We start from the raw sequence: 20,289 nt of genomic DNA on the forward strand, positions 1-20,289 counted from the left end.
AAAGGAGTTATCTAAAAGTGTAAAGCAAGTTGAAGGTGGTGATGGTATCCATGGGTTGGCTTCCTTCTGGTACCACTTCAGTGTATTTGATGTTCATACCGATCTTAAATGCCCAATCTTGGAACACCAGATTTTTATAGTTCATATCTAAGGTGAGGGTGTTGTTGTTCTCGCCCACTTCCGCGGTGAGATCGGCATTGAGACTGCTGTATTCCTGTAGTTTTTGAGAGAATTTGGCAGCGGTACGAAGAATGACATCTTTTTCGGCATCAGGGTTGGGAATGGTTACCGACTCTGCAGGTAAGTTATATCGATAACCTGGGCCGAACTCGAGACTGAGTTTTGTTTTATAACTACTGATAGCATTGAAACCGTAACCACTCGAAAGCGTTGATATTTGCGTGTAACTACCGAATTGATCCCAAGTAAAATCACCACGTCCGAAGACATAACCCTTAGTCAGTTTATAGTTCGATTGTAACTGTAGCTCATATTTTTCGGAGGTTGTTTGACTTTTTTCTGAGGCAAAATAGGCTTTTAGTGTGGCTTCTTGCTTGGTTTGCTTTGTATCGTAAATCAGTTGGGTTCGACCATTAAAACTGCTGGATTCGGTATTGCCTGTGTTCAGTTGCAAGCCAGCTTCGATTTCCGCGGTAAAATCGCTGGGCGGTTCCTGATAATCAGGTGGAACAAGCGCAAGCGCTGGAAATGAAAGGAAAAAAAAACTGATTGGCGCAATAACTTTTAGCATTATGTTTTATTCTTGGTTAGCTGATTTCAGACGTCCGAATGTAGGCGAACCGCCATCATACCTGTATTGATTGGCGAGGCAAAGTTATTGCTTGAGTTTCTGGCTTGCTTTCTGTACTATCTCGCGCTCAAATCAGTCACTATTTTTCGTTCCTTGCCTCCATTTGGTCTGACTGAGCCAATACCGAGGCTACATAACCGTAAGGAGCAATAAATGCGTCATTACGAAATCGTATTTATGGTTCACCCAGATCAAAGTGAACAAGTACCAGGTATGATTGAGCGTTACACAGGTGTTATCACCGAAGCTAACGGCACAATCCACCGTTTAGAAGATTGGGGCCGTCGTCAACTGGCTTACCCAATCCTTGACCTGCATAAAGCTCACTACGTTCTGATGAACGTTGAAGCTAAAGCAGAGACGATCGAAGAGCTAGAAACAGCTTTCCGTTTCAACGACGCAGTTCTGCGTAACATGGTAATGCGTACTAAAGTTGCCGTTACTGAAGCATCTCCAATGGCTAGAGCTAGAGATGAGCGCGATTCACGTCGTGGCCCAGCTGGCGAACGCTCATATGATGAAGCTCACGCTGAAGAAATCGCTGAGTAAGGTAATCTGTGACCACCAATAACTTGGTGTTGTCAGGAACGATAACTCGTTCAAGACGCTTTAAAAGCCCAGCAGGTATTGCACATAGTGTAATTATGTTGGAACACAAATCGCAGCGTTATGAAGCCGAAATGCTCCGCAACGTCTACGTACAAATTCAAGTGATATTGAGTGGCCCACGCTTTGAAAGCGTCGCAGAAGATCTGAAAGCAGGTGTGGAAGTACAAGTGCAAGGCTTTATGACGCTTCAACAGGGGCGTAATGGTCAGAACCGCTTAGTCATCCATGCCGAAAATGTCGAATTGAAAACTTAGGAGACTGTCAACATGGCACGTTATTTCCGTCGTCGCAAGTTCTGCCGTTTCACCGCTGAAGGTGTTGCAGAAATTGATTACAAAGATATCGTTACTTTAAAGAACTACATCACTGAAAGCGGCAAGATTGTTCCTAGCCGTATCACTGGTACTAGTGCTAAATATCAGCGCCAACTAGCTCGCGCTATCAAGCGTGCTCGTTATCTTTCTCTACTGCCATACACTGATTTACATCAGTAATTGCAGTATTCCTAATCGAATATAGAGGATTTGATAATGAACGTTATTCTGCTTGATAAAATCGCTAACCTAGGCAACTTGGGTGACCAAGTTACTGTTAAAGCTGGTTACGCTCGTAACTACCTTTTGCCACAAGGTAAAGCTGTTGTTGCTAACGAAAGCAACGTTAAAGTATTTGAAGCTCGTCGCGCTGAATTAGAAGCTAAATTAGCTGCTGAATTAGCTGCTGCTAACCTACGTGCTGAGAAAATCACTGCACTGGAAGCTGTTGTTATTGCTTCTAAAGCGGGTGATGAAGGCAAACTGTTTGGTTCAGTTGGCAACCGTGACATCGCTGATGCAGTGACTGCTGCTGGTGTTGAGCTGGCTAAATCAGAAGTTCGTTTACCATTAGGCGCTCTGCGTACTACTGGCGACTTCGAAGTTGAAGTTCAGTTACACACTGAAGTTAAAGCTGTTGTTAAAGTTTCTATCGTTGCAGAAGCTTAATTACTCCTTGCTTTAATCTTAAGAGAAACACCGCTTCGGCGGTGTTTTTTTATGGCTGAAATTTAGGATTTGAGTGTATTTAGGTTTTGATATCGGCTCTGCGATGGATTTAAGCAATAGGTGATACGCGCCTACTCATTCAATCTCATCATCCCAAAGTGTATTCGCTGCTAAAATACGAGCCCAAATAAAAGCCGCTTACTGCATAACAGTGAGCGGCTTTTTGTTTAGAGCAACGGATTTAGCTCAAGGTATTAATTTCTCACTAAATCCAATTCTTGGATTAAGTTATCGGCATGATCCACTTCATCCATCATCCATAGGATATAACGGATATCCACGTGCACCGCGCGGGTGATGGTTGGGTTGAAGAACCAATCTTTAGTGATAGCTTCATAGGTTGAGTCGAAGTTAAGGCCCACTAACTCACCTTTTCCGTTGAAGACTGGTGAACCGGAGTTACCACCTGTGGTGTCCACGCTGGATAAGAAATTAACCGGTACTGAGTTAAATTCCTCTGGTTTATCTAAACAAGAGAAGAGTCTGCAAATCCAGCCGCGGGGATCTTGATAAACCGACTTCACCAGATGATCGCCAAAACGTTGTTCGCTAATCGCATCGAGGAGTTTTTTCGGCGCATTATAGGGCTCAACGCCTGTGTGTTTTGCGGCTATGCCATCAAGACGAGTAAACGGCTGTTTATAGAGCGCATCACGTGATTGATAACCATCAACCATGCCATAGCTGATCCGTAGCGTACCGTTGGCGTCAGGGTAGACTGGCCAGTTGTTTGCTTTGTAGTATTCGATCACGGCCGCCATATAATCAGGGCGAGCACTAGACAGCTTGCCGTTTAAGATTTTTTCTGACTTTTCCTGTGCCATATTCGTGTCGTAAAGTGCTACGGCTAAACGAATAAAGGGATCTGCACTGGTTTCGAAAGCGCTAGCATCGGCATTCATCCACGCAAGGCGCTTAGCTTGGTCTGTGAGCGTAGTGAGTGAGTACAAACCATCGAGTTTAGCTGCGAGATCGGCATCTTTAGTGTTCACACTTAGCATTTCATCGAGTGCTGCTACGCGATTTGATTGGCTAAGGTAAGCATTTAAATCCTGTAGCCACAAAGTCTTATCAACAGTGACATCAAAACTTGAATCGATACGTTTAAGACGTGAGCTTAACATAGCAATATCACGTTCTTGGTAGCCTTGCTCACGCTCGGCATCGGGCTTTTGTTTTTCTTTAGCAAGACGGTAGAGGCTGTTTGCTGCGGTTAACAATGTGCTCGATTGGGCATTGGTAAAGTAGTAATTACTTTGGAATGCTTGTTGTTGCTCGGCGAGTAACACTTCTAACTCAGCAATGAGATTTTGATTTAGCTTAGGGTTTTGTTTAAGCCAAGCTAAAAAATTATCTTCACGGCTTTGCTTAATCCCAATGATATCCGTTGCTTTAAAACCCGCTAATAGGCCGTTGAGTTTCTTCATCCGGTTGGCCATTGAGGCCATATTACCTGCGTACTTAATGGCGATATCGGCATCTTTTTGTCCCATAGCCTCGATAGTATCAATCTGTAATTGATAGCGCTTAGCTTGGGTTTGGTACAACCAATCACTGGCAAATTTAAGTTCACTGGTCAGGTTGTAACGACTAGTCGTGCCTGGGTAACCCGCCACAAACACACCGTCACCGGCTTTTACGCCATCGGCATTGACCTTAAGGTAACTATTTGGCTGGTAAGGAATATTATCGTCGCTATAAGCGGCGGGTTTGCCATCTTTACCCACGTAAGCTCGTAGGAAGGCAAAATCACCCGAATGGCGTGGATATTCATAGTTATCAATATCGCCACCATAGCCCCCAACACTTTCAGGTGGTGCGTAGACTAAGCGCACATCGCGGATCATCAATTGCTTGATTAAGTAGTATTCTAAGCCGTTATGGAAACTGCGCACATTACAACGATAGTTAGCATCGGCTTCACAGCTTTTGATGAGCGCTTTACTGTGATTTTGGATATCTTCGTAACGACTTAGCGGGTCTTGGCTGAGGTCTTTATTGATTTGCGCGGTGACATTGGTCACTGCTTCTGTGATGTATAAACGTTCGTTAGGACCGGCAGAGGGTTCCTTGTCCATCGATGTTGCTAAAAAGCCTTGTTCTAGGTAGTTATGCTCTTGCTTAGTGTTATATTGTATCGCCTTGTAGGCACAATGGTGGTTTGTCACAACTAGCCCTTGGGGGGAGACAAAACTGGCGGTACAATAGCCCAGCCCAACCACAGCGTTCATTGGATAACTTGTCAGATCGGCCAGTTTTTCTGCAGGAATATCGATTCCGCGTTCACTGAGTTTGTCTGCAATTGAAGGCATTTGATAAGGTTGCCATTGTCCTTCGTCGGCAGTTGCTATGCCGGATGTCAGTACTAAGGCCGCAACCAATGCAATACGCATGTTCTTTCCTTATTGATTGTTAGAGTGTCCGTTGGAATGAAATAACAGGCGAGTGTAAACATCCTGTTTGCTTGACGCGGGTTTTATATCATATTTTGTTAAGTTGTTGGAAATCGGGAGCGTTAATGTCACAACAAGGTGCTTTTAAGCCTAAAAGTAAGCCAAGAGATTTGCAGCTTGATGGACTCAAGCTGCCACCGCATTCAATTGAGGCTGAACAATCGGTATTAGGCGGCTTGATGTTAGATGCCGAAGCGTGGGACAGGGTCGCTGAGGCTGTCGTAAAAGAGGATTTTTACTCTCGCTCACATAAGATGATCTTCTCTGCCATGCACAGATTGGTTGATTTAGGGCAACCGATCGATTTGATCACGGTTTCTGAACAGCTCGAAGTTGAAAATCAATTAGAAGATGCCGGTGGTTTTGCCTATTTAGGTGAGATTGCGAAAAATACCCCAAGTGCGGGTAATATTTTATCTTACGCTGAAATCGTCCGTGAGCGTGCAGTCGTTCGTGACATGATCCGCGTCGCGCATGAGATTGCCGATGCGGGCTATAACCCAGAAGGTCGGGACTCGGGTGAATTACTCGACCTGGCTGAGAGTAAAGTATTTAAGATCGCCGAGATGCGAACCAATGCTAATGAAGGTCCCGAAGGCATTAAAACCATTCTGGAAAAAACCGTCGATAAGATTGAGCAGCTTTATAACAACCCCCATAACGGTGTGACTGGAGTTTCGAGCGGCTTTAACGATTTGGATAAGATGACCGCTGGTTTCCAGTCTGGCGACTTGATTATCGTTGCTGCGCGTCCTTCTATGGGTAAAACCACCTTTGCGATGAACTTGTGCGAACAGGCCGCAATGAATGAAGATAAACCCGTACTTATTTTCAGTCTCGAGATGCCGTCAGAACAGATTATGATGCGTATGCTGGCCTCCTTGGGCCGCGTCGATCAAACTAAGATCCGTACTGGTCAACTCGATGACGAGGATTGGGCGCGGGTTTCATCGACCATGGGTATCATGCTCGAACAAGGTAAAATGTATATTGATGATGGTTCGGGATTAACCCCGACAGAAGTTCGCAGCCGCGCGCGTCGTATCGCCCGTGAGTACGGTGGTTTATCTATGATCATGATAGATTACCTGCAGTTAATGCAGGTGCCCGCCTTAAAAGATAACCGTACCTTAGAAATTTCTGAAATTTCACGCTCGCTGAAAGCATTAGCCAAAGAGTTGGAAATCCCGATTATTGCCCTGTCGCAGCTTAACCGCTCGCTCGAACAAAGGGCCGATAAACGTCCTGTTAACTCGGATTTACGTGAATCAGGCGCTATCGAGCAAGATGCGGATCTCATCATGTTTATTTATCGCGATGAAGTGTATAACAACGATTCTCAAGATAAAGGCACGGCAGAAATAATCATTGGTAAGCAACGTAACGGCCCCATTGGTCGGGTGCGACTCACTTTCCAAGGGCAATTTTCGCGTTTCGATAATTATGCAGGGCCGCAGTTTGAAGAAGATTAATTGACGTTTAAAAACAGTCAGTTTGCGTTTGCAGAAGATGAGCTGTATTGATGTATTTTTTATATCCGTGACTTTTTATTTCCTGAGTAAACAAGGTAAATTTTGAACCCTTTTCCCCGTGCAGAAATTAGCAGTAGTGCACTGCAAACCAATCTCGCTGCGTTGCGTCAACAGGCACCAGCGAGTCGTGTGATGGCCGTCGTTAAAGCGAACGGTTATGGTCATGGATTATTGAATGTCGCTAATTGTTTAGTCAATGCCGATGGCTTTGGCCTAGCACGATTGGATGAGGCCTTAGAATTACGAGCGGGCGGCGTGACAGCGCGTTTGTTATTACTAGAAGGTTTTTTCCGTGCCACCGATCTTCCGTTACTCGTCGGGCATGATATCGACACTGTAGTGCACCACAGCTCTCAGCTTGAAATGTTAGAGCAAACTGTGTTGTCAAAACCTGTCACTGTCTGGCTTAAAGTGGATTCAGGCATGCATCGTTTAGGTTTTACGCCCGAACAATTTTCAACGGTTTACGCAAGGTTAATGGCCTGTCCCAATGTGGCAAAACCGATCCATTTGATGACACATTTTGCCTGTGCGGACGAGCCTGAAAACACCTATACCTCAGTACAGATGGCGGCTTTTAATACGTTAACGGCAGGCTTGCCCGGATTTAGAACCTTAGCAAACTCTGCTGGTGCCTTGTATTGGCCTCAGAGCCAAGGCGATTGGATCCGTCCTGGTATCGCACTCTATGGTGTATCTCCTGTTACTGGTGATTGCGGTGCGAATCACGGGCTAGTTCCTGCGATGGAATTGGTATCACAGTTGATTGCGGTACGGGATCATAAAGCCAATCAGCCAGTGGGCTATGGTTGTTTCTGGACCGCGAAGCAAGATACTCGTTTAGGCGTAGTGGCGATTGGTTATGGTGATGGTTATCCTCGCAATGCACCGGAAGGCACACCCGTGTGGGTCAATGGTCGCCGCGTACCCATAGTCGGCCGTGTTTCTATGGACATGTTGACTGTTGACTTAGGCCAAGGGGCACAAGATAAAGTTGGGGATAGTGCATTGCTGTGGGGTAAGGCATTACCCGTGGAGGAAGTCGCTGAACATATTGGCACTATCGCTTACGAATTAGTCACTAAGCTTACGCCAAGGGTTGCTGTTTGCTTAGCTTAACCCTGACAAATGGAAGTATTCTGGGACACTTTTTAGCAAGAAAACGGTGATTAAACACCGTTTTCTTTTATGTAAAGTGTCAGGATGAATAATTGCCACTACACGAATGGTTACTGCAAATAACACTATGAATTATAGTTATTTGTTAGCGGGAGAAATGTCGAACCTGTAGGACTGAGATAAGCAAAATAGTGGTTTGCAGTTCACAGTTGGCGACGCAATATGTTTTGGACCTGAGGATGAAGCTATGCTGAACTGGTGTTAGGCGGCAAAATAGACGATAAAAATACCTCAATTCAGGTTACGGTAAACCAGCCGTTCTGATCTTTGTTATCTGGCTTTAAATAAGCGAATGAAACATAAGATCCAGAGCGACAGGATAGTTAATGTATTTTGAGCTGACTGGCTTGATGCATTTTAGCTGTTAGTTTTCAAAACATATTTCAATATAAGCAGTACCATGCGGGCTTGTAAATGGCATGATAATCTTAGTGCCATTAGCTTTATGGGAAATAGTATGGCCTTTTCCTGATACGACCATAGGAGTGGCCATTTCAAATTCATAGCCTTTTTGACCCAAAAGATTTTTTGCGCCACCAGTCACCATATTCGTAATTTCGCCTACTAAGTCAGTCACTTCCTCGTTAATTTTACCCGGGTTTTCGCCCAGCATATTCTGCATTATCTGCAAAACAAGCTTTTGTTCGAAGGTAATCGACAGTGATCCTTTTGTTTGGGGTCCTACAAGACCGATTAGACCGGACACATCACCCTTAGCTAAGTTATCTACTTTGATTTGGGGTTTGCCCGGCGTCAAATCCATGCTCGCCATCGTAGATATGACATTGAGCAAAGATTGGAGGAAAGGATTAATAAAATTAACGTTCATGCCTAAGTTTGTCCTCTTTTGAGCCTAAACCATGGAGTAATGGCATTGCTTAAGGCTATTAGAAAAGTTGCTTATCGACAGCAATCTTGATCACACTCTATCAGCTTAGATGAGACAGCTATAAATGTGAGGCTAATTTAAAGATATTCTTATCATTTATCTGAGTTATAGGCAGTTAAAGCTCCATATAACCGTGTCCTTTATTGTTTAGACAGTTTTGTATGATGGTTCATAAGTTTGCTTGGAAGACGCTTATCGTCAAATAGCGTTGTTTTACGTCTCATATATACAAAAATGGGCTGCATTAGCCCCATTCATAGTGGCTCATGAGTGCCGATGCTGCAAAGTTTTTAGCCTTTTTATGGAGTAACTCGACTTTTATTAGTACTTGAACTTGTGAGAAGGCGTTGCTACTCAACTCTCTATCCCATCGCGTCTTACGTAATCCCATTTTATATGGCTATTTTCGGCATTGTGGAGTGCTATCAAAAAGGCGTCTTGGCCTTGAGTGTCTTAGCTGACTTTGTAAAAGTACGATGTTCGCTGTAAACTGTCTCACTTTTTGCTTCACCCTAACGACGCATTTGTAGTGTGTTGTTCAGTACGTGTTTTCAGGTCAATTACTGGGAACACCATCTTGAGCGCTCAATCTTATAATTTGGGATACCTCACAGGATGCCCGGCAATTAGACAAATGCACAAATGTGTAAAAACAGCTTAAAATGTGAGCGTGATGATTCAATCTAAAATGAGTAAAAACCCTGTTATATCAGCTATTCCAATCGTTAGGACCTTTTCCATTGCGCCCATGTTGGACTTGACGGACCGTCATTATCGTTATTTTGCACGTTTGATGTCGGCTAATGCTTTGTTATATACGGAGATGGTGACAACAGGAGCGATATTGCATGGTCGCGGTGATTACTTGGCGTATAACCAAGAAGAACATCCTTTGGCGTTGCAGTTAGGTGGCTCTAATCCCTTAGATTTGGCTCGTTGCGCTAAACTCGCTGCTGAGCGAGGCTACGATGAAGTTAACCTCAATGTGGGTTGTCCTTCCGATCGAGTGCAGAATGGTCGCTTTGGCGCGTGTCTGATGGCGGAACCTGAGTTAGTGGCTGAGTGTGTTGACGCCATGAAACAAGTCGTTGATATTCCTGTGACTGTGAAAACGCGTATCGGAATTGATGAACAAGATAGTTATGCGTTTTTAACCCAGTTTATTGATGTGGTCAGTGCAAAAGGGTGTACGGATTTTACTATCCATGCGCGTAAGGCGTGGCTTCAAGGATTAAGCCCAAAAGAGAATCGCGAGATCCCGCCGCTCGATTATGAGCGTGTGTATCAACTTAAGCGTGATTATCCTGCACTTAATATTGGTATTAATGGCGGCGTAACAACTCTCGAGCAAGCACAAATGCATTTAGTGCAGCTCGATGGAGTAATGATGGGGCGCGAGGCTTATCAGAATCCTTATATTCTGGCGCAGGTGGATCAAATATTGTGTGGCAGTCAAAAAGCAGTGATTAGCCGCGAGGCTGTGATTGAGGCTATGTTGCCTTATATTGAAGCGCATTTGCAGTCTGGTGGGCGACTTAATCATATTACTCGCCATATGATCGGGTTATTCCAAGGCTTACCGGGTGCCCGTGCGTGGCGTCGTTATTTGAGCGAAAATGCCCATAAAAACGGCGCTGGGATAGAAGTGGTAATGCAGGCTTTTCAGAATATTCAGGCTGAAGTTGTAGAGTAATTCCACTCAACTTAAAAGATGGTGAAATTTACTAATTTGAGTAGTATTTTTCACCACTTGTTATTTTCCAATCCATCCCTATATCTCATCTTGTCCACATAAAATTTTTTAAAATGATTAAAATCATAATCTTAAGAATATTTTTATAAGTTGGCACGCAGTTTGTAATACTCCTTTCGTCAAGTTAATTAATCGAAAGGGATGCCATCATGTTTACGTTAACCATTAAAAAATCAGTACAAATGAGTGTGTTATTAGGCGCGTTAGTCGGTAGCGTTGCAGCACACGCAGAAGCCGCACCAATATCAGATGTTGTGGGAACTATTGAGCAAACATTAACTGCGCAGACACAGGAATTGTTCGTCAGTGTAAAGCGTGAATTTGTGATGTCATTGCAAACACAACTGGCTGAAAGTATTTATGACTTCAACAGTCAACTTAGCTTAAACGCTGAAAATAAAGGTGAATCGGCAAGTGCCGATGAATATAGCGCTAAGTAAAGGATCTGCTTATGTGGTTTGTAGCACCTTTGATGACATTGCTACTGTTACCTGTAATTAGTCTTGCGTTGTTTTCAGGCATTATTTGCTGGTTTCAGTGGCATAGTGTTAGTGATAAATAAGTTAGCGATCAACTGAGCCGAGGTTTTAGATGAAACGATTAAAAGTGCGTATGGAGAGTCCAGAGCGGTTAGTGTGTGGTGTTGCTGCAGGCATGGCGTGGAAATTTGATTGGTCTTGTTTTTGGACTCGTGCGGTGTGGGCTGGTGCAGTTGTATTTATGCCGGGTGTGAGTTTGTTGATTTACTTTGTTTTAGCACTGTTAGTTGATCAATGGAAAAAACCAGCCTAAGCATGCAGTGATGGCTGGCGTTCGATGAGCTCATAAATGGCTTGTTTTGATTTAAAATGTTGCAATTAAACCTATCAACAAGAGGGCACTTTGACCCTCATGCGACATGTATGTGCATACTGCCTTGCAGGCTACTTTTTCAAAAAAGCCTGAAATCTGCTTTTGGCTTCTTCACTTTTTAGCCTAGCGCTAAATTGTTCAAGTTCTTGGTGCATTTGGTGCTGTACACGATTTTTATGCGGGCGCATTAATTGACGTGTGATTTGTAGTGCTTGTGGCGGTTGATTGGCCAATTTTTTTGCCTGAGATAATGCATAACTGAGTAAATCTTCATGGGCCACAATTTCGTTGATCATATTGAGTCTATGGGCCGTCTCGGCATTAAAACTTTCACCAAGTAGCAGTAACTCAGCCGCTTTTTGATAACCAATGAGTTCTGGTAAGAGTAGGCTAGCCCCGGCTTCCGGCACGAGAGCCAAGTTGACGAAGGGAAGTTGAAATTTCGCCGTGTTGTCAGCGTATACCAGATCGCAATGTAGCAGTACGGTTGTACCTATACCGACGGCGGCACCAGAAACGGCAGCTACCAGAGGTTTTTTGAGTTCGAGTAGACAAAATAAGAAACGTACTGCGGGATGATTTGGCCCTAAGTCACTATTTTTCAAAAAGTCAGCAACATCATTGCCTGAGGTGAAACAATTATCTTGGCCATGGAGCATAAAGGCACGAATGTCGTTGTCTGCTTCACCTTCGATCAGGTATTCTGTCAGTTGTTTATACATATTAAGATCAAGTGCATTGCGTTTATCAGGGCGATTAAAGCTAATAATACGCACGCCCTGATCATCCTGAACCTGTATATGACTCATGGGTTGTTTCCTTTACGACGACATTGGGTAGACATGGAGTTTAAGACATTGAAACCAATATTCAAACAGCTGTTTAATTGTCTAGTTTTATCTTGTGCATCATTTTCAGCGTTGGCGAACGTAGTCATGACTGAAGGTCATATACGCGCCATGCCTGAGACAGTACCAAATACTGCCGCTTACTTTACGCTTGAAAACCACACAGATAAAGCGATTCGTCTTATCGGTGTCAGTACGACTGTGGCAAAGGATGCCCAATTACACACGATTATCGAAGACCAAGGCATGGTGAAGATGCGCCATGTTGAAGGTTTTGACATCCCCTCCCATGGCACATTAACGTTAACGCCGTCAGGGGATCACGTCATGTTGCTTGGCTTAAAAGCGCCATTGGTGTTAGAGCAACAAGTTGAACTGCAATTAGAGTTTGACGGTGGCGAGAAAATGGCAATTACCCTGCCTGTTAGTAAAGCAGCAGAAAACGCCGCAGAGCAAGAGCATCATCACCATCATTAAGGAGTCGCTTGATGCAAATTACATGGAAAAAAGTTACCGGGGTCGGTTTATTTTTAGTATTAATCGGTTATGGCGTGAGTGTATGGTGGAGTATCGAACCGGATCCGATTAGCCCTCAACAATTAACAGCATCCAATAAGAATATTGTTGGGTACGCTACCACTACATCGCTAATCCTCACAGTCGAAAATTTACTCGATAAGCAAGGTGGTTGGTTATCAAACGATGTGATGCCACCTTCCATCTTCATGGATAACATGCCCGCATTTGAATATGGTGCTTTGGAGCAAGCCCGTGATTTAGCCTTGATTATGCGTAAAGAGTTTAGCCGTTCACAGTCACAATCTGCGGCGGACAAAGATTTAGGCGAAGCCCAATCTAAGCTCAATATTGACCACACTAGCTGGTTAGTACCCAGTGCCGAAAGCGAATATCGCGATGCAATCAAATTGCTGAAGCTTTATCGTGCCCGCATGATGGACCCAAATAATCAAGATGCACAGTTTTATGCCCGTGCTGACAACCTTAATGAATGGTTGAAAGAAGTGCAGAAACGTCTGGGCAGTATGTCGCAGCGTTTATCTGCCAGCGTTGGCCAAGAGCGCTTAAATACAGATCTAGCTGGTGACAATTCGGCGCGTCAATCAACCCCAAATTTGACCAGCCATCAGGTAAAAACCAGTTGGTGGAAAATTGATGATGTCTTCTATGAGAGCCGTGGTGCTTCATGGGCGTTGTTGAACTTTATGCGCGCAGTTGAAGTTGACTTTGCTGACGTATTGAAGAAGAAAAATGCTGAAGTAAGCCTAAGACAGATCATTCGTGAGCTGGAGGCGACTCAGCAAACTGTCTGGAGCCCTGTTGTGCTGAATGGCAGCGGTTTTGGCTTAGTCGCTAATCATTCATTGGTTATGGCTAACTATGTGTCGCGTGCGAATGCCGCGGTGATTGATTTAACGAACTTGCTATCTCAAGGTTAATTATGAAAAAAACTCTCCTCGCCAGTGCGGTATTAGGATTCTGTATGACCTCATCTGCCCAAGCGGCAACTGTGGTTGGTTTTACTATTGGTGGTGATTACTGGCGCGCCGATACTAGCGGTACTTTTGCTGATAAAGGTCAACCACAACAAACATTTGATTACAGTTCATCTGCTCAAGGCAGTTATTGGATTGCAGTTGAGCACCCATTGCCATTTGTCCCTAACATTAAAATCCGTGAAAATAGCTTAGATCAGAAAGGCGGCATGTCGGATGCTGATTTCAACTTCAATGGTCATGATTTTAAAGGTAATGTTACTGCTTATACTGATTTGAGTAACACAGACTTCGTGCTGTACTACGAAATATTGGACAACGACATAGTGTCGTTGGATCTCGGTGCAGCATACAAGTTAATGAATGGTTCACTGCGTGTTCAAGATCCTGGCCATCCAGAAGAGAAAGATGTCGATAGCGGTATTGTGATGGGTTACGCCAGTACGCATGTAGGTATGCCTGGCTTAGGCTTGTACGGTTTTGCTGATTTGATGCAGGGCGTCAATGAGTCAAGCGTGCACGACTATGCAATTGGTTTAGGTTGGCAATTTGATGGTTTGGCCGTCGATACGCGTGTACGTGTAGGCTACCGTGAATTTTTATTCGATGTGAGTAATTTCTCGGGTGTGAGTGCTGATACTAAATTTAAAGGTTATTTTGCGGGTGTTGAAATCAACTTCTAATTTTGTTGATTTTAACTTCTAAGCATAAAAAAACCGCCAAATGGCGGTTTTTTATATTTAATGACTGAGAGCGTTGTTACTGTGCAATCAAGCCATTATTGATGGCGATAACATCATCTTCATTCAATGTACCCGCAGCTTGCTTTAGTGCAACAACTGAGTTGATGTAGCTATAGCGCGCATCGGATAATTTACGTTTTGAGTCGTACAAGTCACGGGTACGGTTCAAAACATCAACGATAGTACGAGTACCCACTTCGAAACCCGCTTGAGTGGCTTTTAGGGCACTTTCTGATGAAATAACCGATTGCTCATAAGCTTTGATTGAGCTGATAGAAGCACCTACGTTGTTGTAGTTATTACGAACGTTTTTCACTACACCACGGTAAATTTGCTCAAGCTTTTCACTTGCTTCAACATACTGGAATTGTGCTTCATTAACTTGTGAGCTGACTTTAAAACCTTCGAAAATCGGAATGCTTAAGTTGACACCAACGCTGACATTATCAAAATCAGGTTCGTTGAGATTACCCATTTTTTGCTCAAGACCTTTGTTGTAACCAGCATTTAAGCTTAAAGACGGCATGTGGCCTGCTTGATAAAGCTTAATGGTCTCTTGGGCAATATCTTTACCAATACGTTGAGTCATTAAATCAACACTATTGGTTTCAGCAATTTTTAACCATTCGCTAGATGACGTTGGCGCTGGCGTAACTGCTGAGAAACGGTTGGTATCTAACACATTAATCGTCTTGTGATCGATGCCGGTGATTTCACGTAAGGCTTCATAACTATTGGCGAGCGTGTTTTCGGCTAAAATTTCAGTGGCTGAGGCTAAGTCATATTGCGCTTGAGCTTCATGCACATCGGTAATCGCGGTTAAACCCACTGCGAAACGTTGTTTAGTTTGTTCAAGTTGACGCTCGATTGCGCGTTTTTCTGCACCTTGGAACTCGTAGTTGTCTTTCGCCGTTAATACATCGAAATAGGCTTTAGTGATACGAGTAATCAAGTTTTGTAATGCTGAAGCATAAGCGGAATCAGCTTGAGAAGCGGCTTTCTCAGCAAGACTTAAACCAACCCAAGCACTGTGATCATAGATGACTTGATTTAATTTCAGGCTACCGACTAGACCACTTGCATCATCCTTCGGATCATTCCAAGCTTTGTCATAACCGACGTTTGCACTAATGGTTGGCAACAGCGGAGCGCGGTTTTGCTCGATTTTCTCAAACAAACCATTACGCTGGGCTTGGGCTTGCAATACGAGCGGGTCGCTGGTCAGTGCTTGCTGATAAATTTGCAACAAATCATCTGCTTGCACCGCTGAAGCGGAAGCCGCAAGTGTTAATGCTGCGCATAAATTATGGATCTTAAATTTCATTTGCTGTCCTTATTAGACAAAATCCCCCCACGGAGGAATATTTTAACTTCGTTTAGACTAAGTAATGCCTTTACCAAGGCGGTTTGCGCTTCCCGACGCTTCCCGATACAGCTAAAACTTAATGACCTAGAGTCTAAGAACTCTGACACTTTCAAGTCAAATTCGAAGTGTAACAGATTTTATTTTAAAAATGTGCTCAAATTGCCTTGATTATAGGCGCAAATTTAACTTTTAAGGATAGAGTATGAAACCCCCTGTTTTTTCGCAAACGGATATTGAGATCTTAGGAAAAAAATCCCTTTATCAAGGTTTTTTCTCAATGGACGAATACACTTTCAAGCATAAATTATTCGCTGGTGGCTGGAGTAAGCCTGTCACTCGCGAAGTGTTTGAACGGGGTCATGCTGTGGTCGTCCTTCCCTATGATGCCAAGCAAGATAAAGTCGTACTCATCGAACAGGTACGCTTTCCTGCATTAGCAACCGCTAAATCTCCTTGGCTTCTTGAGTTAGTCGCGGGTATGATTGCGCCCGCAGAAACGCCTCTGGATGTTGCACACCGAGAATTAATGGAAGAAACTGGCTTAATGGCTAAGCAAATACACAGTGTAAATAGCTATTTAGCGAGTCCAGGTGGTAGTACAGAACGTTTCTATTTCTATTGGGCTGATGTCGATTCAAACGATGCCCGTGGATTGCATGGATTAGCTGAAGAGCACGAAGATATTCGATTGCATGTTATGAGCCGCGAGCAAGCTTATGAGCGAGTGGTTGCGGGCGAGATTGATAATGCGTCGACCGTTATTGGATTACAATGGTTACAATTAAACTATCAGCAACTGGTTTAAGTTGGGATGAATTTGGCTACTTCGAGTCTAAAACGGCGCTATAAACCCAACGTCAGTGATTTTTTAGCACTGTGCGGGCGTAATTATGGTTACATGTTGAAATGGTTACCGTTAGAGATAGCTATCGGTGAGTCATGGCGACTCGAAGGTGAGTTTGGTATATTAGTAGTGCGAATTTTAGAAAATACCAAATATACTCAGCTAGTTGAGATATCTCGTCCCATCGAAATCAAGGAGTTTATCAATACTCCCAAGGTGTTAGTGAGAATTTATCACGATGCTAAATTAGCAGAAGTGTTAACTGGCCAACAGATTTACCAATTACGCCCAGTGTATGATTATCCCAATGTACGCATGTATCAAAGTGATGAAAAGTACCAGGTGAATGCATTCCTGGAAGAGTTATTAAAGATTGGTTACCAACACAGTGTCGTGTGCCAGTCTTAGAATTGGGTATTCAATGTGCTGAAAGAGGCTGTCTCTTACTCCATAGCTGAAGGGGAAAGCGTGCGTATCGTGCAAGTCACAGATCCGCATCTTTTTGCCGATCCTGAAGCTCAGCTATTAGGAGTTAATACTAGCAAAAGTTTTGCTGCCGTATTAAATACGATTAGAGCTGTGGACTATCCTGCTCACTTGATGCTCGCCACAGGCGATTTGAGTCAAGACTATTCGGCTGAGTCCTATCAGCAATTTGTGAAAGCAGTCACCCCCGTTGGCTTACCTTGCCATTATCTTCCTGGAAATCATGACGATCCACGGATCATGTATCTGCATATGCAGGGTGAACAGATTTTTGGGCAGCAGCGTATTCTGGCGGGAAACTGGCAAATCCTCATGTTGGATTCAACCGTGCGGGGAAAGCCTGGCGGCAATATGGCCGAGACTCAGTTCGAATTAATTGATGAAGCCATTGCCGCACATCCTGAATGCCATACTTTACTGGTGATGCATCACAATCCCATCGTTGTGAATTGTACTTGGTTGGATCAGCACTGCATGGACAATGGCGCCGAGTTTATCGCGCGAGTGGCAAAGTATCCGCAGGTCAAAGGATTGCTCTGGGGACATGTGCACCAATGTATTGATACCCATCATAATGGGCCCCATGGCACGTTGCAGTTGATGGCGACACCTTCCACTTGTATTCAATTTAAGCCGTTATCGCCTTATTTTGCCTTGGATGGCGTTCAACCGGGTTATCGTTTGCTGGAGTTGAAAGCCGATGGTAGCATCAACACTAAAGTGTATCGCGTACCGGGTAACCATTTTTCCCCCGACAACAACTCTAGCGGTTATTAACGCGAATAGCCGCAGCCTGAGGAAATATGCTGCTTTATATTCACGGTTTTAATAGCTCTCCATTTTCAGATAAAGCTGTGATGACGGCTAAGTACATGGCGCTGCATCACCCTAGTGTGGCCTTCCATCAGCCCCAATTGCCTAATACACCTAAGGCTGCGATGGTGCTCTTAACCGCTTATGTTGAGGCGGCGATTGATGCCAAAGAGCCATTAGCTTATATAGGCTCATCTTTAGGTGGGTATTTCGCCAGCTATTTAGCCGAAACCTATGGTGGCAAAGCGGTGTTAGTTAATCCTGCGGTAAAACCCTTTGAGTTGTTCGATGAGTTTATGGGGCCGCAATTCAATCCTTACACTGAACAGCATTATCTTGTCTTACCTGAGCATAAGTCTGAAGTCGCTGAATTTAATACGGTTGTGATCCGCAATCCGGATCGTTTTTTGGTATTATTGCAGACAGGTGATGATGTGCTGGATTATCGCGAAGCGGTCAATAAGTATCATCACTGTCAATTGCGAGTTGAAGCGGGTGGTGATCACAGCTTTGTTGGTTATGAGTCGCATCTGCAAACTGTAAGCCAATTTTTACACTTACCTTGACAAACTGACATGCCGAGCCGCAACATGGCCGGATATAACAACCTATAGCGTGCCCTATGACAAATCAATACACCTCTGACGCCATTGAAGTTCTCAACGGACTCGATCCTGTTAAACGCCGTCCAGGTATGTATACCGACACCTCCAGACCGAACCATTTGGGCCAAGAGGTCATAGATAACAGTGTCGATGAGGCATTGGCAGGTCACGCGACAAAAATTGAAGTTGTTCTACATACAGATAACTCCCTCGAAGTCACTGATGATGGCCGTGGTATGCCAGTGGATATCCACCCAGAAGAAGGCATTCCTGGGGTTGAGTTAATTCTGACCAAATTGCATGCTGGCGGTAAATTTTCGAATAAAAACTACCAGTTCTCCGGTGGTTTACACGGTGTTGGTATCTCGGTGGTTAACGCTTTGTCGCGCCGTGTCGAAGTCACTGTTCGCCGTGATGGCCAAGTGTATGACATCGCTTTTGAAAATGGATTTAAGGTTGAAGATTTACGCCCAACAGGGACCTGTGGTCGTCGTAATACGGGGACTAGAGTACATTTTTGGCCCGATGCGAGCTATTTTGATTCGGCTAACTTCTCAAATTCAAAACTGATTTATCTGCTTCGTGCTAAAGCGGTACTGTGTCCAGGTTTACGGATTAAATTCACCAATAAACAGACAAACGAAGTCCATGAATGGTTCTATGAAAGCGGCCTAACTGATTATTTAAAGGCGGCTATCGGTGACAATTTAAGATTGCCAGAAGAGCCGTTTGTGGGTTGCTTTAAAGGTCAACTAGAAGCTGCAGATTGGGCCATTACTTGGTTGCCTGAAGGCGGCGAATCTATTGGTGAGAGTTATGTTAACTTAATTCCGACTCCGCTCGGTGGTACCCATGTGAATGGTTTCCGCCAAGGTTTATTGGAATCGATGCGGGAGTTCTGTGAGTTCAGAAATTTAATTCCCCGTGGCATTAAACTTTCACCCGAAGATATCTGGGATCGCGCCGCGTTTATATTGTCGGTGAAGATGCAAGAACCGCAATTCGCTGGTCAAACAAAAGAAAAGCTTTCTAGTCGCCAATGCGCTGCTTTTGTGTCTGGCGTTGTGCGTGACGCATTCTCACTCTGGTTGAACTCAAATACCGAGTTAGCTGAATCCTTAGCCGAAATGTGCATTAATAATGCCCAGAGCCGCTTAAAGGCCGCCAAAAAAGTGGCCCGCAAAAAGGTGACTTCGGGACCTGCACTGCCGGGTAAGCTGACAGACTGTAGTGGCCAAGATCCGATGCGCGGAGAGTTATTCCTCGTGGAAGGGGATTCTGCGGGTGGTAGTGCTAAACAGGCCCGCGATCGTGAGTTTCAAGCCATCATGCCGCTGCGTGGCAAAATCTTGAATACCTGGGAAGTCGATGCTTCACAGGTGTTAGCTTCACAGGAAGTCCATGATATTTCGGTCGCGATTGGTTGCGATCCCGATAGTAGTGATATCTCTGAATTACGTTATGGCAAGATTTGTATCCTTGCGGATGCCGACTCAGACGGACTGCACATTGCTACCTTGTTATGCGCGCTATTTTTGAAGCATTACCGTATCTTAGTTGAGCAGGGTCATGTGTATATTGCTATGCCGCCGTTGTTCCGTATTGATATCGGCAAAGAGGTGTATTACGCCTTAGATGAGGCAGAAAGAGCGGGTATTTTAGACCGTATTGCCGCTGAGAATAAAAAGGGTAAGGTACAAGTCACCCGCTTTAAGGGCTTGGGTGAGATGAATCCTTTACAACTTCGTGAAACAACGATGGATCCAAACACCCGTCGTTTAGTACAGTTGACGATAGATGACATCGAAGAAACGGATGCTTTGATGGATATGTTGCTCGCTAAGAAGCGTTCGCCGGACCGTAAAAACTGGCTTGAAGATAAGGGTGACATGGCTTTACTTTAATGTTGTGCACTATTGCCGATAACAATAAAACATAGGCATAAAGAA

The 20,289-nt window shown here is 44.2% G+C and carries 22 protein-coding genes; 17 read left to right on the forward strand and 5 right to left on the reverse strand.

Annotated elements, in window-relative coordinates:
• Positions 1-7 precede the first annotated feature (7 nt).
• Positions 8-751 carry a YdiY family protein gene (locus L5M51_RS20620; RefSeq protein WP_263174398.1) on the reverse strand — a complete coding sequence of 248 codons (744 nt, stop codon included), beginning with the start codon at positions 749-751 and terminating at the stop codon, positions 8-10.
• 213 nt (positions 752-964) lie between these two features.
• On the opposite strand from L5M51_RS20620, the gene rpsF reads away from it, so the two are divergent.
• The 4 genes from rpsF to rplI are packed head-to-tail and all read left to right on the forward strand — an operon-like array spanning position 965 to position 2,403.
• Entirely contained in the window at positions 965-1,360 is a 396-nt protein-coding gene (rpsF, locus tag L5M51_RS20625; protein ID WP_105251410.1) for a 30S ribosomal protein S6, read from the forward strand.
• An 8-nt stretch (positions 1,361-1,368) separates the two neighbouring features.
• Positions 1,369-1,674 (forward strand): primosomal replication protein N, encoded by a 306-nt coding sequence (priB, locus tag L5M51_RS20630; protein ID WP_105251411.1) that lies wholly within the window; start codon positions 1,369-1,371, stop codon positions 1,672-1,674.
• A gap of 12 nt (positions 1,675-1,686) precedes the next feature.
• A complete protein-coding gene (rpsR, locus tag L5M51_RS20635; RefSeq protein ID WP_006083042.1) occupies positions 1,687-1,914 on the forward strand; it encodes a 30S ribosomal protein S18 in 228 nt (75 codons plus the stop codon).
• A gap of 36 nt (positions 1,915-1,950) precedes the next feature.
• Positions 1,951-2,403, forward strand: a complete 453-nt coding sequence (gene rplI, locus L5M51_RS20640; protein WP_113939970.1) for a 50S ribosomal protein L9 — start codon at positions 1,951-1,953, stop codon at positions 2,401-2,403.
• Between the two features lie 254 nt (positions 2,404-2,657).
• On the opposite strand, the gene L5M51_RS20645 is transcribed toward rplI, so the two are convergent.
• A complete protein-coding gene (locus L5M51_RS20645; RefSeq protein WP_263174401.1) occupies positions 2,658-4,856 on the reverse strand; it encodes a S46 family peptidase in 2,199 nt (732 codons plus the stop codon).
• Between the two features lie 125 nt (positions 4,857-4,981).
• On the opposite strand from L5M51_RS20645, the gene dnaB reads away from it, so the two are divergent.
• Both dnaB and alr read left to right on the forward strand, forming a co-directional pair.
• Positions 4,982-6,388, forward strand: a complete 1,407-nt coding sequence (gene dnaB / locus L5M51_RS20650) for a replicative DNA helicase (RefSeq protein ID WP_105251415.1) — start codon at positions 4,982-4,984, stop codon at positions 6,386-6,388.
• Between the two features lie 102 nt (positions 6,389-6,490).
• Positions 6,491-7,567 carry an alanine racemase gene (alr, locus tag L5M51_RS20655; protein WP_219250590.1) on the forward strand — a complete coding sequence of 359 codons (1,077 nt, stop codon included), beginning with the start codon at positions 6,491-6,493 and terminating at the stop codon, positions 7,565-7,567.
• A 424-nt stretch (positions 7,568-7,991) separates the two neighbouring features.
• Here alr and L5M51_RS20660 read toward each other — a convergent pair whose 3' ends face one another.
• Positions 7,992-8,456 carry a chemotaxis protein CheX gene (locus L5M51_RS20660; protein WP_105251417.1) on the reverse strand — a complete coding sequence of 155 codons (465 nt, stop codon included), beginning with the start codon at positions 8,454-8,456 and terminating at the stop codon, positions 7,992-7,994.
• A 733-nt stretch (positions 8,457-9,189) separates the two neighbouring features.
• Between L5M51_RS20660 and dusA the strand changes: the two genes are divergently transcribed.
• The 3 genes from dusA (at position 9,190) to L5M51_RS20675 (ending at position 11,061) form a co-directional block, all read left to right on the forward strand.
• Positions 9,190-10,209, forward strand: a complete 1,020-nt coding sequence (gene dusA, locus L5M51_RS20665) for a tRNA dihydrouridine(20/20a) synthase DusA (RefSeq protein ID WP_263146710.1) — start codon at positions 9,190-9,192, stop codon at positions 10,207-10,209.
• A 209-nt stretch (positions 10,210-10,418) separates the two neighbouring features.
• A complete protein-coding gene (locus L5M51_RS20670; protein WP_263146713.1) occupies positions 10,419-10,709 on the forward strand; it encodes a hypothetical protein in 291 nt (96 codons plus the stop codon).
• A gap of 151 nt (positions 10,710-10,860) precedes the next feature.
• Positions 10,861-11,061, forward strand: a complete 201-nt coding sequence (locus L5M51_RS20675; protein WP_113941528.1) for a PspC domain-containing protein — start codon at positions 10,861-10,863, stop codon at positions 11,059-11,061.
• Between the two features lie 131 nt (positions 11,062-11,192).
• Here the strand turns inward: L5M51_RS20675 and L5M51_RS20680 are convergent, their stop codons facing one another.
• Positions 11,193-11,930, reverse strand: a complete 738-nt coding sequence (locus L5M51_RS20680) for an enoyl-CoA hydratase (protein ID WP_263146715.1) — start codon at positions 11,928-11,930, stop codon at positions 11,193-11,195.
• Positions 11,931-11,963: 33 nt separating this feature from the next.
• Here L5M51_RS20680 and L5M51_RS20685 point away from each other — a divergent pair, with 33 nt between their 5' ends.
• Genes L5M51_RS20685 through L5M51_RS20695 form a run of 3 tightly spaced genes read left to right on the forward strand, consistent with a single transcriptional unit; the run spans position 11,964 to position 14,166 of the window.
• Positions 11,964-12,446 (forward strand): copper chaperone PCu(A)C, encoded by a 483-nt coding sequence (locus tag L5M51_RS20685; protein WP_028761867.1) that lies wholly within the window; start codon positions 11,964-11,966, stop codon positions 12,444-12,446.
• Between the two features lie 11 nt (positions 12,447-12,457).
• The gene (locus tag L5M51_RS20690) at positions 12,458-13,426 is read left to right on the forward strand and encodes a DUF2333 family protein (protein ID WP_105251468.1); all 969 of its coding nucleotides are present in this window, start codon (positions 12,458-12,460) and stop codon (positions 13,424-13,426) included.
• A gap of 2 nt (positions 13,427-13,428) precedes the next feature.
• Positions 13,429-14,166, forward strand: coding sequence for a TIGR04219 family outer membrane beta-barrel protein (locus tag L5M51_RS20695; RefSeq protein WP_263146718.1), 738 nt, complete (start codon positions 13,429-13,431; stop codon positions 14,164-14,166).
• A gap of 76 nt (positions 14,167-14,242) precedes the next feature.
• On the opposite strand, the gene tolC is transcribed toward L5M51_RS20695, so the two are convergent.
• On the reverse strand, positions 14,243-15,550 hold the full coding sequence (gene tolC / locus L5M51_RS20700; RefSeq protein WP_105251469.1) for an outer membrane channel protein TolC: 1,308 nt from the start codon (positions 15,548-15,550) through the stop codon (positions 14,243-14,245).
• Between the two features lie 244 nt (positions 15,551-15,794).
• Here tolC and nudF point away from each other — a divergent pair, with 244 nt between their 5' ends.
• Genes nudF through parE form a run of 5 tightly spaced genes read left to right on the forward strand, consistent with a single transcriptional unit; the run spans position 15,795 to position 20,244 of the window.
• Positions 15,795-16,397, forward strand: coding sequence for an ADP-ribose diphosphatase (gene nudF / locus L5M51_RS20705; protein ID WP_028759445.1), 603 nt, complete (start codon positions 15,795-15,797; stop codon positions 16,395-16,397).
• Positions 16,398-16,403: 6 nt separating this feature from the next.
• Entirely contained in the window at positions 16,404-16,844 is a 441-nt protein-coding gene (locus L5M51_RS20710; RefSeq protein ID WP_105251470.1) for a DUF1249 domain-containing protein, read from the forward strand.
• Between the two features lie 15 nt (positions 16,845-16,859).
• Positions 16,860-17,699, forward strand: coding sequence for a 3',5'-cyclic-AMP phosphodiesterase (gene cpdA / locus L5M51_RS20715; RefSeq protein ID WP_105251471.1), 840 nt, complete (start codon positions 16,860-16,862; stop codon positions 17,697-17,699).
• A 26-nt stretch (positions 17,700-17,725) separates the two neighbouring features.
• A complete protein-coding gene (locus L5M51_RS20720; protein WP_263174402.1) occupies positions 17,726-18,301 on the forward strand; it encodes a YqiA/YcfP family alpha/beta fold hydrolase in 576 nt (191 codons plus the stop codon).
• 56 nt (positions 18,302-18,357) lie between these two features.
• Positions 18,358-20,244, forward strand: coding sequence for a DNA topoisomerase IV subunit B (gene parE, locus L5M51_RS20725; RefSeq protein WP_105251473.1), 1,887 nt, complete (start codon positions 18,358-18,360; stop codon positions 20,242-20,244).
• Positions 20,245-20,289 lie beyond the last annotated feature (45 nt).

Origin of the sequence: Shewanella sp. SM73 (assembly GCF_025653795.1) — a bacterium.
GTDB lineage: Bacteria > Pseudomonadota > Gammaproteobacteria > Enterobacterales > Shewanellaceae > Shewanella > Shewanella oncorhynchi.